This is a genomic window from Microlunatus sp. YIM B11417, from assembly GCF_059617205.1.
On sequence record NZ_JCAMPJ010000012.1, the window covers coordinates 102,850 to 116,074 of the forward strand.

Below are 13,225 nucleotides of genomic sequence, written 5' to 3' on the forward strand. Positions count from 1 at the left end.
ATGGTCGTGCCGAACGTGCTGGCCTCGCGGTATGCCTCGGAGGCGATGCGGGCGATCTGGTCGCCGGAGCAGAAGATCATCGCCGAACGGCGACTCTGGCTGGCCGTGCTGGCGGCCCAGCGTGATCTTGGCGTCGACTTCGGCGGCGACGACCCGGCGACCGTCATCGACGCGTACACGAAGGTCGTCGAGCAGGTCGATCTCGCCTCGATCGCGGAGCGGGAACGGGTCACCCGGCACGACGTCAAGGCCCGGATCGAGGAGTTCAGCGACCTGGCCGGCTTCGAGCACGTCCACAAGGGCATGACCAGCCGGGACCTCACCGAGAACGTGGAACAGCTGCAGCAGCTGGATTCGCTGCGGCTGGTCCGGGACCGGATCGTCGCCGTGCTGGCCCGGCTGGGCCGTCTCGCCGTCGAGTACGGGGAGCTGGCGATGGCCGGCCGGTCGCACAACGTCGCGGCTCAGATCACCACGCTGGGCAAGCGCTTCGCCACCGCTGCCGATGAGTTGATCATCGCGTACCGGCGGATCGAGGAGTTGATCAACCGCTATCCGCTGCGCGGGATCAAGGGTCCGGTCGGCACCGGCCAGGACATGCTCGACCTGCTCGGCGGCGACGCCGGCAAGCTGGCCCGGCTGGAGCAGCGGGTCGCCGAACACCTCGGCTTCGACGCCGTGCTGACCAGCACCGGCCAGGTCTACCCGCGCTCACTGGACTACGAGGTGGTCACCGCGCTGGCCCAGGCCGCCGCCGCGCCGTCCAACGTGGCCACCAGCATCCGGCTGATGGCCGGGCACGAACTGGTCACCGAAGGCTTCCGGCCCGGCCAGGTCGGCTCCAGCGCCATGCCGCACAAGATGAACACCCGGTCCTGCGAACGGGTCAACGGTCTGTCGGTGATCATCCGCGGCTACGTCTCCATGATCGGCGAGCTGGCCGGCGACCAGTGGAACGAGGGCGACGTGTCCTGCTCGGTGGTCCGCCGGGTCGCGCTGCCCGACGCCTTCTACGCCCTGGACGGGCTGTTCGAGACGTTCCTCACGGTGCTGGACGACTTCGGCGCCTACCCGGCCGTGATCGACGCCGAGCTGCGCCGCTACCTGCCGTACCTGACGACGACCAAGATCTTGATGGCCGCGGTCCGGCGCGGCGTCGGCCGGGAGGCCGCGCACGAGGCGATCAAGGAACACGCGGTGGCCGTCGCACTTGATCAACGCCAGTCCGGCCGGCCCGACAACGACCTCTACGACCGGCTCGCCGCCGACGGCCGCCTCGGCCTGACCCGGGCCGACCTGGACGCCCTGGTCGCCGACCCGCTCGACTTGGCCGGCGTCGCCCCGCAGCAGGTCCAGGCCCTGGCCGCCCGCATCGCCGACCTCACCGACACCCACCCCGAAGCCGCCGCCTACCAGCCTGGTCCGACCCTCTGACAGCAGGAAGTGAGGCGGACCCGGTCGGAAGTCACCCCCACAGACTGGAACGGCGGCGCGCCGTCGCCGCCCGGATCGCCACAGTGGTGAGCCATCGAGGCGAGCCAGGTCCTGTTCTCGTGAGGTTGTGGCACAGGATTGCGGTTTGCTGCCGCTCAACGCTCGAGAAATCGGTACCCCGATGCCGCAGAGTGCAAGATCGTGCCACTTGCCTTCCGCTCGGGCGGCGAAGGCGCCGACCGACTCGGCCGGACCTTCGAGGTACGGCAGCAGCCGCGCCGGTTCCGGTCCTGACACTATGGGCCCATGGCCAGCAAGTCACCTGACGGGACCCTGGAGATGATCGACGGGCGGCGGGCACTGCGCTTCGAGCGTGTGCTGCCGTACTCGGTGGACGAGGTCTGGCAGGCGGTCAGCGTGCCGGAACGGCTGGAACGCTGGTTCCCGGCCGCCGCCGACTGGACCCCGGCGGTCGGCGAGACCTTCGAGGCGGGCGGAGCGACCGGCGAAGTGACCGAGGTCGATCCGCCGCGCCGGCTGGCCTGGACCTACGGCGACCAGCGGCACAGCTTCGACCTGAGTCCGGAGGGCGACGACGGCTGCCGGCTCGTCTTCATCCACGTGGTCGGCGACGGCCAGCCGGTCGCCCAGACCGCCGCCGGCTGGCACGCCTACCTGTCCCGGCTGGAACCGCTGCTGGCCGGCCGCCCGATCTCGGAGGAGGTCGCCCACCAGGACTGGGCGGAGACCCACGAGCGGTACGCCGCCGCCTTCGGCGTCGACCCGGCCCCCGGCCGCGCCTTCGCCGCCGCGCTCAAGGCCGACGCCGAGCGCGCCCGGCCGGCTCCGTCGTGATCATGGACCGGCCGGGACTCCCGACTGGCGACCCGCCCGACACGCCGCAGTCGATTCGCGACACACCTTTCTGCGTTGACCCGCAAGCCCGGGGTTCCTAGAGTCCCGCGATTGTGCATACCTTCGCAGAACTCGCCCGAGCGGAGTTCCGGAGGTTCAGCAGCTACCGGATGGCGGTCGTCGCCGGTGTGTTCACCAACTCGGTCTTCGGATTCATCCGGGCCAGTGTGCTGTTGGGTGCGGTGGACAGTGCCGGCGGTGATCTTGGTGGCTACACCAGGGAGCAGGCGTCCAGCTATGTCTGGCTGGGTCAGGCGCTGCTGGCCTCGGTGGCCATCTGGGGCTGGTCGGAGATCGCCGACCGGGTCAAGAACGGCGACATCGCCGTGGACCTGGCGCGTCCGGTGGACCTCTACTTCTCCTGGTGGGCCAGGGATCTCGGCCGGGCCGCGTTCACGCTGCCGGCACGCGGGCTGCCGCCGTTCCTGATCGGTGCGCTCGTCATGGGCGTCGCGCTGCCGCCGACTCCGCTGTCGTACCTGATCGGGGTGGTCAGCATGGTGCTGGCCGTGTCGATCAGCTTCACGCTGAAGTTCTTGATCAACCTGGCCGCGTTCTGGGTGATCGACATCCGCGGCCTGGTCGGCGTCTCGGTGGTGGTCAGCAGCTTCTTCTGCGGCCTGTTCGTCCCGGTACACCTGTTCCCGGACTGGCTCCGGACGATCGCGTACGCGACGCCGTTCCCGTCCATCCTGCAGTTCCCGATCGATGTGTTCTCCGGCCGGGCCTCCGGCCTGGCGGCGCTGCAGGTGATCGGCATCCAGGCTGCCTGGCTGGCCGGGACGTTCGCCCTGGCCCGGCTGGTGCAGCACCGCGCGTCCCGACGATTGGTGGTGCAGGGTGGCTGAACTGTCCGTGCTCGAGTCGTACCGGACTGTGCTCGGCTCACGGATCCGGGCGCAGGCCTCGTACCGGCTGAGCTTCACCGTCGAGACCTTCAATTCGATCTTGGTCGGGATCGTCGAGTTCGCCGAGATCTACGTGCTGCTGGCCAATGTGCCGCAGCTGGGCGGGCTCACCCTGGCCCAGGCGGCGCTGGTGTTCGCGCTGGCCAACCTCGGCTTCTCGATCGCCGACATGATCTTCGGCCAGCTGGACTCGATCCCGCAGTACCTGCGGATGGGCAAGCTGGAGTCCTTCCTGGTCCGGCCGATGCCGCTGATGACCCAGATGATCACCGCCGACATCCAGCTGCGCCGGCTCGGCCGGGCCCTGGTCGGCTTGATCATCCTGATCGTCGCCTGGGCCGCGCTCGGCCTGCCGATGACACCGGGCACGCTCTACCTGCTGATCATCACGCCGATCACCGGCGCCGCGATCTACGGTGCCATGTTCACCCTGGCCGGCGGGATCCAGTTCCACGTGATCGACGGCGCCGAGTTCACCAACGCGTTCGTGTACGGCGGCGGCTACGCCGGCCAGCTGCCGGGCAGCGTGTTGCTGCTGCCGGTCCGGGTGCTGTTCACGTTCGTCATCCCGGCCACCGTGACCGCGTACCTGCCGGCGTTGTTGATCATGGGGGAGCCCGGGCCGGCGCTGCTGCCGAGCTGGCTCGGCTGGTTCGCCCCGCTGTTCGCGATCTGGGCCTGGCTGCTGGCGGGATTCGCCTGGCGGTCGGGAGTCCGCAAGTTCACCGGAGCCGGAGGGTAAGCCGATGTCCGAACCCATCATCCAGTTCACCGACCTGCGCCGGACCTTCGTGGTCCGGTCCAAGGCCGGCCTGCTGCGCCGGGCCAAGCGTGAGGTGCACGCCGTCGACGGGATCAGCGTGACGATCCAGCCGGGCGAGGCGTGCGGCTACATCGGTGCCAACGGGGCCGGCAAGTCCACCACGATCAAGATGATCACCGGGATCCTGGTCCCGTCGGCCGGAACGGTGCGGACCTGTGGCATGGAGCCGGTGGCCAATCGGCGCCGGCTGGCCCGCGAGATCGGTGTCGTGTTCGGCCAGCGCAGCCAGCTCTGGTGGGACCTGCCGCTGCGGGAGTCGTTCCGGATCCTGGCCGCGATCCACCGGATCCGGGCCGAGGACGCCCGGCCGCGGATCGACCAGCTGATCGCCGACCTGGCGCTCGGGGACCTCCTCGACACCCCCGTACGCCAGCTGTCGCTCGGCGAACGGATGCGGGGCGAGGTGGCGGCCGCGCTGGTGCACCGGCCGCGGCTGCTGGTGCTGGACGAGCCGACGATCGGCCTGGACATGATCAGCAAGGAGCGGCTGCGCAACTTCCTTCAGGCCGAGCGGGCCCAGCAGGGCACCACGCTGCTGCTGACCACCCACGACATGGGCGACATCGAGCGGCTGTGCGAACGGGTGCTGGTGGTCGACCACGGACGGCTCGCGTACGACGGAACCCTGAACGGGCTGGCCGAACGGGTCGCGCTGCAGCGGGTCCTGGTGGTCGACCTGACCGAGGCGCACGCGCCGCTGCAGGTCGCCGGCGCCGAGAACATCGGCACCGAACTGGATGGTCAGCGGCAGCGGCTCGCGTTCTCACCGGAACAGACCACGGCGGCGCGGGTGCTGGCGGAGGTCTCGGCCCAGGCCGAGGTGGTCGACCTGACCCTGGAGGAGCCGGCGATCGAGGAGATCGTCCGGACTCTCTACCACGGTCAGGTCGCGTCCTGACGGTCGATCAGGCGAAGGCGAAGTCCTCGTCGCCGACCCGGAGCCAGGTCCAGATGGTGGTGCCGGTCGCGATGGCGAGCCGACGTGCAGTCTGCAGATTGATCGAACTGGCGCCGGCCAGAATGTCCTTCAACAGTTCGAGCGCGATCCCCGATCGGGCGGCAAACCCGGCGACCCCCCAGCCGCGAGCCTGAATTTCCTCGGCCAGGTAATCGGCCGCGGTGGGTTTGGGAAGAGTGATCTCCTTCATGATTCATGTCTCCTTCACGACTCTGGCCGCTACTGAACACCTGACGTCTGACAGTGCCGGCCGGTACCGGAGCAACGTCTCGACGACCGGGCCGGGTTCCGCAGGGTGACCCGGTTCACAGCCGGGACGAACCCTCTTCCGGGATCAACAGCCAGCCGCCGATGTAGATGAGGATCTGCGGGCCGGGGAGCAGCATCGACAGGACGAAGATGACGCGGACCACGTTGGCGGAGATGCCGAACCGGCGACCGATGGCCGAGCACACCCCCGCGATCATCCGGTCGTTGCGCGGTCGGGCGAGGGTAGCCATGGTGTCCTCCCGGACTGGATCGGTGTTGCGTTCGATGTTCCCCACTCTGCCGTATCCGTACCCGCCTGAAGGCCGTTGTGCAGGCATCCTCCGGGAGTCGCTCAGGGACCCGATGGGTGACACCCCGAGACGTCGGGTGTCCCCGGATGTGGACACGTTCGGCAACCCTGTCCGCCCCTCGCTGCTGAGCGCTGTAGGTTAGCCCTCAAGGCCGTGGTTACTCACCTTCTCCGCTAACCCGTGGCCTGAACCTGGGCGGCTTCGGGGGTTGCTGCGATGTACCTTTCTCCGGACGAGGTAGGCGAACGTGGTTCATCCGCGCCGAGCGGTTGTTGACGACGCGGCTGACGCTGCGCCGACAACGCTTCCGGTACGGGAATCGGCCCCGGTGACCGAGCCGGCGCGCGGAGCGTCGGCGGGACGGGCGGCGGTACCCCGGACACCATCCCCCCAGCAACGGGCACGGCCGCCGCGGCAGGCCGACGACACCGATGAGCATCCGGCGGTTCCGGCCGACCCGGTGCCCGCTCCGCGACGGTCCGGCCCCGCCGACCCGGGTGCCGGGAACCGTCGTCCCGACCCGAGTCGTGCCGCGATGCCGACCAACCGTGGGTACGGCGAGCAGGCGGGACGGTCCGCCTCGCCGAGCCGGACGGCCGAGCCGGGGCGACCGGCGGCCCCGGGGCGGTCGGTCGGCGCCGATCCCTCTCGTCCGGTCCAGCCCGGCCGGGCCGCGGAGCCCGGCCGCTACGGCGAGCCGCCGCGGTCGGCCCGATCCGCCCCGGCCCGGTCGGCGGCCACGCCGTCGCGGCACGAGCATGCCGAGGGGATCCCGAGCCGGCGGGCCGCTCCGCCCGAGCCCGTCGCAGGTGCCCGGTCCCGAACCGTCGAGCCGTCCGCTCCCGCGTCGGCCAGCCGCCGGGCGGCCGACCCGGCCCCGGCCGGCAGCCGCGGGGAACGACCGTCGCGGGCCTACCCGGAGCCAGGCCGCAGCGCCGCACCCGAACCAGGCCGGCCGTCGCCGGAGTCCTGGCGTCCCGCGCGGTCGGTGGCCCCAGAGCCCTATCGGTCCTCGCAGCGCCCGGCAGACCCGGAGCGTTCGGCGGCACCCGAGCGTTCGGCTGTGCCGGAACGCTCGATCGCACCGGAACGCTCGATCGCACCGGAACGCTCGATCGTGCCCGAGCGGCCATCGGTGGCCGAGCGGCCAGGGGCAGCCGAGCGGCAGGCGACGCCGGAGCGCCACCAGGTCGCGGACCGGCCGGCCGCGCGGGAGCGGTTGCCCGCCCCCGAACCCGTTCGCCCGTCGCGTGCGGAGGCGTCGATTCGGGAGCGGTACGACCGGCCGACTCGCTCCGATCACCCCGGCCGGCCCGAGACTCCGTCATCTCGGTCCGCGGACCCGTTGCCGCCGGCGTCGCGGGCCGCCGGGCCCGCTCGCTCCTCCGAGCCGGTCCAACCGACGCGTTCCGCCGATCCGGCCCTGTCCTCTCGCGCGGCCGATCCGGGTCCGTCGTCTCGTGCCGTCGATCCGGTCCCGTCGTCTCGTAGGGCCGAGCCGACGCCCCCGTCTCGCTCGGTCGATCCGGTCCCGTCGCCGCGGTCCGCTGCCCCGATCCCGACGCCGCGGTCGGCCGATCCGGCGCCGGCGCGCTCCGCCGGGTCGGCGTCGCAGTCGCTGCCGTCGCCGCTGACGGTCGACAGTTCGTACTGGTCGGAGGCGTCGTCGCCCGCCGACCTGTTCCGGTCGCCGCCATCGAACCGCACGGCGGAGCCGCGGAGCCGGGCGGCCGAGACCGAGCGGGCACCCTCGCGGGCCGCGTCCCGTCCGGTCGAGGTGTCCCCGGCCGCTCGCGAGGTGTCGGCGCGGGAGTCCACCGCCGCCGCGGCCCGGTCCGAACCGACCCCGCCGCGGGCGCCCGAGCCGCCCCGCCCTGAGCCCGAGCCGTCGCGCCCCGAGCCTTCGCGCCGCGAGGCGTCGCGCCGCGAGTCGAGCTCGGAGTCCGTACGCGAGCAGTCCGAGAACGCGTACCTGAGCGAGCGCTCCTTCGAGGCCCTGATCTCCGGTGCCGCCCCGGCCACGACCTCGCGGCCCAGCCGCCGGGTGGAATCCCCGGTCCCGAGCCCGACGGAGGCCGAGCCGCGGATCTCCCGCTTCGCCGCCGACGCGCCGCCGCGACCGGAGCGGCGGGACCGGTCGGAGCCGCCGCCCGGTGCGGAACGCCGGATCGATCCCAGCTCCTGGCTCGCCCCCGAGACGCGCGGCAAGCCCGACCCACGGACCCGTACCGACCGTCCGGAACGACGGGAGCGGCCCGAACCGGCCGCCCGCCCGGAGCCGAGGCCGCAACCCCGCCCCCGCCCGGAACCGGAGGCCCGCGGCCGGGGCCGGCGCTCCGGCGCCCGCAGCGGCGCGCTGCAGGTCGACGCGAACCTGATGCCGGCGGTCGACGTCGAGCCGATCCTGATCGACGGGCTGAGCAAGCAGTTCGACGAGCGCTGGGCGGTCCGCGACCTGTCCTTCACGGCCCAGCCGGGCCGGGTCACCGGCCTGCTCGGGCCGACCGGCGCCGGCAAGACGACGACGCTGCGGATGCTGGTCGGGCTGACCCGGCCGGCCTCCGGTACGGCAACCTTCGGCGACTACGCGTACGCCAGCCTCCGGCACCCGCAGCGCCGGGTCGGTACGGTGCTCGGCCGGAACTTCCATCCGCGGCACAGCGGCCGGGATCACCTCCGGGTGGCGGCCGCGACCGCGGGGGTCAGCGACGAGCAGGTGGACGATCTGCTCTACCTGGTCGGCCTGGCCGACGCGGCGGCCCGGCCCGCGGAGACGTACTCGCTCGGGATGCAGCAACGGCTGGCGATCGCCGGCGCCCTGCTCGGCGAGCCGGACTACCTGATCCTGGACGAGCCGGCGATCGGCCTCGACCCGGAGGGGATCCGCTGGCTGCGCGGGTTCCTGCGCTCGTTCGCGGCGACCGGTCGGGTGGTGCTGATCTCGTCCCACCTGCTCAAGGACGCCCAGCAGATCGTCGACGACGTGGTGGTGATCCGGGACGGCCGGCTGCTCGACACGATCGACATGGCCGGACTGGCCGCGGCCGGCGGCACCACCCGGGTCCGGGTGGACGACCTGAGCGCGGCCCGGTCCGCGCTGGCCGACCTGGCCGAGACGATCGTCTGCGGTGACGAGGAGGGCCGCTTCCTCCGCGTACGAAGCCAGGACGTGAACGAGATCGGGTTCCGGCTCTACCGCTCCGACCTCATCGTGTACGAACTCGTCCGCGAGGAACTGGACCTGGAGCAGCTGTTCTTCAGCGCGCTCGAGGGCGCTGCATGATCGGTGTCCTCCGAGCCGAACTCCTCAAGGTCCGGGCCGACCGGCCGAGCCGGGTGCTGGTGCTGCTCGGACTGCTGCTCGGCCTGGGATCGGCGGTCCTGACCGGGCTGCTGGTGATCCGGCCCGAACTGGCGGCCGGCCAGCCCGTGGCGGTGCTCAGCCGGGATCCCGGAGCGGTGATCGCGATCCTCAACGGGGCCGTCCCGATGACCCGGATCCTTGCCGTCGTCTCCGGCGTGATGGCGATGTGCCGGGAGTACAGCCACAAGACGCTGGCGCAGACGTACCTCTCGACGCCCAACCGCTACAGCGTGATCGGCGCCAAGGCCGGGGCCCAGCTCCTGGTCGGCCTCATCATCGGCCTGATCAGCGTCGTCATCGGCGTGGTGGTCGCGATCGGCTTCGTGATCGCCTGCGGCGGCTCGTTGTTCCTGGACCAGGGCGCCACCTGGGGCGCGCTGCTGCTCGGGGTGCTGTCGATCGCGATCTGGTCGCTGATCGGCTGTGCCGCCGGCGTGCTGATCCGCGACGTCGTGATCACCCTCGCCGTGGTGCTCGGGTTCTGCTTCCTGGTCGACCCGACGCTCGCCGCCATCTTCGCCCAGCAGGGCTGGACCCTGGTGCAGAACCTGCTGCCCAGCGGCGCCACCGCCGCGATGGTGCAGAGCCACAGTCCGCTGATGATGCTCAGCGCCAGCCCGTTCCCGCCCGGACTGGCGATGATGGTGCTGATCGGCTGGTGTCTGGTTCCCGGCGTCATCGGGACCCTGCTCACCATCCGCCGCGATGTCGAGTGACCAGCGAGCTGCCGATAGGATTCCGGGCATGGCGCGCGTAGTGGTGGATGTGATGCCGAAGCCGGAAATTCTCGATCCGCAGGGCAAGGCCGTCACCGGCGCACTCGGTCGACTCGGCTTCTCGGGGATCTCGGTCCGGCAGGGCAAGCGGTTCGAACTGGAACTGGACGGCGAGGCGACCCCGGAGCGGCTCGCCGAGGTGGAGAAGGCGGCGGAGACGCTGCTGGCGAACACCGTGATCGAGACGTTCACGGTCCGGGTGGAGGCCGAGTCCGGCGAAGCGGCGGCCGAGGTCACGGCCTGATGCCTCGCATCGGTGTCGTCACCTTCCCCGGCTCGCTCGACGACCAGGACGCGCTGCGGGCGGTCCGGCTGACCGGCGCGGAGCCGGTCCCGCTGTGGCACGGCAGCGACTCGCTGGACGGCGTCGACGCGGTGATCCTGCCCGGCGGCTTCTCGTACGGCGACTACCTGCGCTGCGGTGCGATCGCCCGGTTCGCCCCGATCATGACCGAGGTGATCAGCGCGGCCGAGGCCGGGATGCCGGTGCTCGGCATCTGCAACGGTTTCCAGATCCTCTGCGAGGCGCATCTGCTGCCCGGTGCGCTGGTCCGCAACGACGTCCGGACCTTCGTCTGCCGGGACCAGCGGCTGCGGGTCGAGTCGACCGACACCACCTGGACGTCGGCGTTCGAGCTGGGCCAGGAGATCACCATCGTGCTCAAGAACGGTGAGGGCGGGTACGTCGCCGACGAGCCGACCCTGGACCGGCTCGAGGGCGAGGGTCAGGTCGTGTTCCGCTACCTCAACGGCAACCCGAACGGTTCGTACCGCGACATCGCCGGCATCTGCAACGAGCGCGGCAACGTGGTCGGCCTGATGCCGCACCCGGAGCACAACGTCGAGACCCTCACCGGACCGACCACCGACGGACGGCCGTTCTTCGAGAGCGTCCTGAGTTTTCTCGCCGCCCGGGCCTGACGGCCCCGTACCTAGGAATGGTTCACGTGGCCGACACCGTTGAGAACGCGACCAAGACGCCTGATCAGGAGCAGCCCTGGGCCGATCTCGGCCTGAAGGCCGACGAGTACGAGCGGATCCGGACCATACTCGACCGCCGGCCGACCTCGGCCGAGCTGGCCATGTATTCGGTGATGTGGTCCGAGCACTGCTCGTACAAGTCGTCGAAGGTGCACCTGCGCCGGTTCGGCGAGCTGACTCAGGAGACGCCGGTCGGCAAGATGCTGGCCGGGATCGGCGAGAACGCCGGCGTGATCGACGTCGGCCAGGGCTACGCGGTCACGTTCAAGATCGAATCGCACAACCACCCGAGCTACGTCGAGCCGTTCCAGGGCGCGGCCACCGGCGTCGGCGGCATCGTCCGGGACATCCTGGCCATGGGCGCACGGCCGATCGGCGTGATGGACTCGCTCCGGTTCGGCCCGCTGGACGCGCCGGACACCGCGCGGGTGCTGCCGGGCGTGGTCGCCGGTGTCGGGCAGTACGGCAACTGTCTCGGCCTGCCCAACGTCGGCGGCGAGGTCGGCTTCGATCCGACCTATCTGGGAAATCCGCTGGTCAACGCGCTCTGCGTCGGCGTGCTGCGGCACGAGGACCTGCACCTGGCGCACGCCACCGGCACCGGCAACAAGGTGATCTTGTACGGCGCCGCGACGGGTGGTGACGGCATCGGCGGCGCCTCGATCCTGGCCTCGGAGTCCTTCGAGGACGGCAGCACGGCGAAGCGGCCCAGCGTCCAGGTCGGCGACCCGTTCATGGAGAAGCTGCTGATCGAGTGCACGCTGGAGCTCTTCGCGGCGGGTGTGATCAACGGCATCCAGGACTTCGGTGCGGCCGGGATCTCCTGCGCCACCTCGGAGCTGGCGGCGGCCGGCGACGGCGGCATGCACGTCGAGCTCGACCTGGTCCCGCTCCGGGACCCGACACTGGCGCCCGAAGAGATCCTGATGAGCGAGTCCCAGGAACGGATGATGGCGGTCGTCGCGCCGGCCGATGTCGAGAAGTTCATGGAGATCTGCGCCAAGTGGGATGTGCAGGCGACCGTGGTCGGCGAGGTGACCGCCGACAAGCGGCTGGTGATCGACTGGCACGGCGAGACGATCGTCGACGTCGACCCGCGCACGGTGGCGCACGAGGGTCCGGTGTACGAGCGCCCGCTGGCCCGCCCGGACTGGCAGGACGAGGTGCAGGCCCGCACCGTCGATGATCTTGCCCGGCCGGAGACCGGCGAGGAACTCGCCGACACGCTGCTCCGGCTGGCCGGGTCGTCCGCCCTGTGCGACCGGTCCTGGGTGACCGATCAGTACGACCGCTACGTGCGCGGCAACTCGGTGCTGGCCCAGCCCGAGAACGCCGGCATGATCAGGATCGACGAAGGGAGCGGGCTCGGCGTCGCGCTGGCGACCGACTGCAACGGCCGGTTCTGCTACCTGGATCCCTACCAGGGCGCGCAACTGGCACTCGCCGAGGCGTACCGGAACGTCGCCGTGTCGGGCGCCCGCCCGGTCGCGGTGAGCGACTGCCTCAACTTCGGCTCGCCCGAGGAACCCGCCGTGATGTGGCAGTTCTCCGAGGCGATCCGGGGCCTCGTCGAGGCCTGCGGCGAGCTCGGCACCCCGGTCACCGGCGGCAACGTGAGCTTCTACAACCAGACCGGCGACGTGGCGATCCTGCCGACGCCGGTGGTCGGCGTGCTCGGCGTGATCGACGACGTGACCAAGCGGACCCCGTCCGGGTTCCAGCAGGCCGGCGACATGATCTTCCTGCTCGGCCGGACCGCCGACGAACTGGCGGGCTCCGTCTGGGCCGGCGTGGTTCATGATCATCTCGGCGGCAGGCCGCCGGAGCTCGATCTCGATCATGAGCGCCGGCTGGCCGAGTTGTTGATCACCGGGTCGCGGCGCGGCATCCTGGCCAGCGCGCACGACCTGTCCGACGGCGGCCTGGCCCAGGCGCTGGTGGAGACGACGCTGCGGCACGGCCTCGGGGCCGAGATCGAACTGCCCAAGGGCCTGACCCCGTTCGTGTCCCTGTTCTCGGAGAGCTCCGGCCGGGTGCTGGTCTCGGTCCGGCCGGAGTCGCGGGCCGAGTTCCTCGGCCTGTGCGCCACCCATGGCGTCCCGCGGACCAAGCTCGGCGAGGTCACCGAGGCGGCCGAGCTGGCGGTCAAGGACCAGTTCACGCTGCCGCTGGACCGGATCCGGGCGACCTGGACCGCTCCCGTACCGGAGACGCTCGGGGTCGCCTGACCGCGCGGCTCGACGGGCGGCGCTCAACTCGGTGCGTGTCACGATTGCTCTGCGCATGGGCCGCTCCGGGCGACTGCCACGCGGCAACGCCTGATCCGCAGAGAAATCGCGACACGCCTACGGAACCGAGCCACAGCGACAGATCCGGCCGCAGGCGAAGGCTCCGGAATCACCGGCGGTGGCCGGTCGTGGGCGGATCGGGCTCACACGGCGAGCTCCGACACCGGGAGGATCCTGCGGTCGGACTCGCCCTTGATTCGCCATCGCGCACCAGACTC

General features: G+C 71.2%; 12 protein-coding genes. 10 read left to right on the plus strand and 2 right to left on the minus strand.

The features are described 5' to 3' along the window. From purB to AC6CCG_RS31895, 5 genes are all read left to right on the plus strand, one after another. Positions 1-1,434: an adenylosuccinate lyase gene (purB, locus tag AC6CCG_RS31875; protein ID WP_496658958.1), complete on the plus strand. Its 1,434-nt coding sequence runs from the start codon at positions 1-3 to the stop codon at positions 1,432-1,434. Positions 1,435-1,740: 306 nt separating this feature from the next. Further along, positions 1,741-2,289, plus strand: a complete 549-nt coding sequence (locus tag AC6CCG_RS31880; protein WP_496658881.1) for an SRPBCC domain-containing protein — start codon at positions 1,741-1,743, stop codon at positions 2,287-2,289. Positions 2,290-2,402: 113 nt separating this feature from the next. Then, complete coding sequence (locus AC6CCG_RS31885; protein ID WP_496658882.1) at positions 2,403-3,197, plus strand: ABC transporter permease; 795 nt, start codon at positions 2,403-2,405, stop codon at positions 3,195-3,197. Then, positions 3,190-3,999, plus strand: a complete 810-nt coding sequence (locus tag AC6CCG_RS31890) for an ABC transporter permease (RefSeq protein WP_496658883.1) — start codon at positions 3,190-3,192, stop codon at positions 3,997-3,999. Before AC6CCG_RS31885 ends, AC6CCG_RS31890 begins: the two co-directional genes overlap by 8 nt. Before the next feature lie 4 nt (positions 4,000-4,003). Next, the gene (locus tag AC6CCG_RS31895) at positions 4,004-4,978 is read left to right on the plus strand and encodes an ABC transporter ATP-binding protein (protein ID WP_496658884.1); all 975 of its coding nucleotides are present in this window, start codon (positions 4,004-4,006) and stop codon (positions 4,976-4,978) included. A 7-nt stretch (positions 4,979-4,985) separates the two neighbouring features. Here AC6CCG_RS31895 and AC6CCG_RS31900 read toward each other — a convergent pair whose 3' ends face one another. Further along, the gene (locus AC6CCG_RS31900) at positions 4,986-5,228 is read right to left on the minus strand and encodes a helix-turn-helix transcriptional regulator (protein WP_496658885.1); all 243 of its coding nucleotides are present in this window, start codon (positions 5,226-5,228) and stop codon (positions 4,986-4,988) included. A 115-nt stretch (positions 5,229-5,343) separates the two neighbouring features. Further along, positions 5,344-5,538 carry a PspC domain-containing protein gene (locus AC6CCG_RS31905; protein WP_496658886.1) on the minus strand — a complete coding sequence of 65 codons (195 nt, stop codon included), beginning with the start codon at positions 5,536-5,538 and terminating at the stop codon, positions 5,344-5,346. A 595-nt stretch (positions 5,539-6,133) separates the two neighbouring features. Here AC6CCG_RS31905 and AC6CCG_RS31910 point away from each other — a divergent pair. Genes AC6CCG_RS31910 through purL form a run of 5 tightly spaced genes read left to right on the plus strand, consistent with a single transcriptional unit; the run spans position 6,134 to position 12,947 of the window. Then, positions 6,134-8,881 carry an ATP-binding cassette domain-containing protein gene (locus tag AC6CCG_RS31910; protein ID WP_496658887.1) on the plus strand — a complete coding sequence of 916 codons (2,748 nt, stop codon included), beginning with the start codon at positions 6,134-6,136 and terminating at the stop codon, positions 8,879-8,881. Further along, entirely contained in the window at positions 8,878-9,678 is an 801-nt protein-coding gene (locus AC6CCG_RS31915; protein ID WP_496658888.1) for an ABC transporter permease, read from the plus strand. The genes AC6CCG_RS31910 and AC6CCG_RS31915 overlap by 4 nt, the downstream gene beginning before the upstream one ends. 28 nt (positions 9,679-9,706) lie before the next feature. Continuing rightward, positions 9,707-9,982 carry a phosphoribosylformylglycinamidine synthase subunit PurS gene (gene purS, locus AC6CCG_RS31920; protein WP_496658889.1) on the plus strand — a complete coding sequence of 92 codons (276 nt, stop codon included), beginning with the start codon at positions 9,707-9,709 and terminating at the stop codon, positions 9,980-9,982. Next, positions 9,982-10,659, plus strand: a complete 678-nt coding sequence (purQ, locus tag AC6CCG_RS31925) for a phosphoribosylformylglycinamidine synthase subunit PurQ (RefSeq protein WP_496658890.1) — start codon at positions 9,982-9,984, stop codon at positions 10,657-10,659. Before purS ends, purQ begins: the two co-directional genes overlap by 1 nt. Before the next feature lie 26 nt (positions 10,660-10,685). Further along, positions 10,686-12,947 (plus strand): phosphoribosylformylglycinamidine synthase subunit PurL, encoded by a 2,262-nt coding sequence (gene purL, locus AC6CCG_RS31930; RefSeq protein WP_496658891.1) that lies wholly within the window; start codon positions 10,686-10,688, stop codon positions 12,945-12,947. Positions 12,948-13,225 lie beyond the last annotated feature (278 nt).

Bases quoted from the DNA above. Each gene is read 5' to 3' on its own strand.
- AC6CCG_RS31915 (WP_496658888.1), top strand. From the start codon at position 8,878: ATGATCGGTGTCCTCCGAGCCGAACTCCTCAAGGTCCGGGCCGACCGG.
- AC6CCG_RS31910 (WP_496658887.1), top strand. From the start codon at position 6,134: ATGCCGACCAACCGTGGGTACGGCGAGCAGGCGGGACGGTCCGCCTCG.
- purQ (WP_496658890.1), top strand. From the start codon at position 9,982: ATGCCTCGCATCGGTGTCGTCACCTTCCCCGGCTCGCTCGACGACCAG.
- AC6CCG_RS31905 (WP_496658886.1), bottom strand. From the start codon at position 5,538: ATGGCTACCCTCGCCCGACCGCGCAACGACCGGATGATCGCGGGGGTG.
- purB (WP_496658958.1), top strand. From the start codon at position 1: ATGGTCGTGCCGAACGTGCTGGCCTCGCGGTATGCCTCGGAGGCGATG.
- AC6CCG_RS31895 (WP_496658884.1), top strand. From the start codon at position 4,004: ATGTCCGAACCCATCATCCAGTTCACCGACCTGCGCCGGACCTTCGTG.
- AC6CCG_RS31900 (WP_496658885.1), bottom strand. From the start codon at position 5,228: ATGAAGGAGATCACTCTTCCCAAACCCACCGCGGCCGATTACCTGGCC.
- purS (WP_496658889.1), top strand. From the start codon at position 9,707: ATGGCGCGCGTAGTGGTGGATGTGATGCCGAAGCCGGAAATTCTCGAT.
- AC6CCG_RS31880 (WP_496658881.1), top strand. From the start codon at position 1,741: ATGGCCAGCAAGTCACCTGACGGGACCCTGGAGATGATCGACGGGCGG.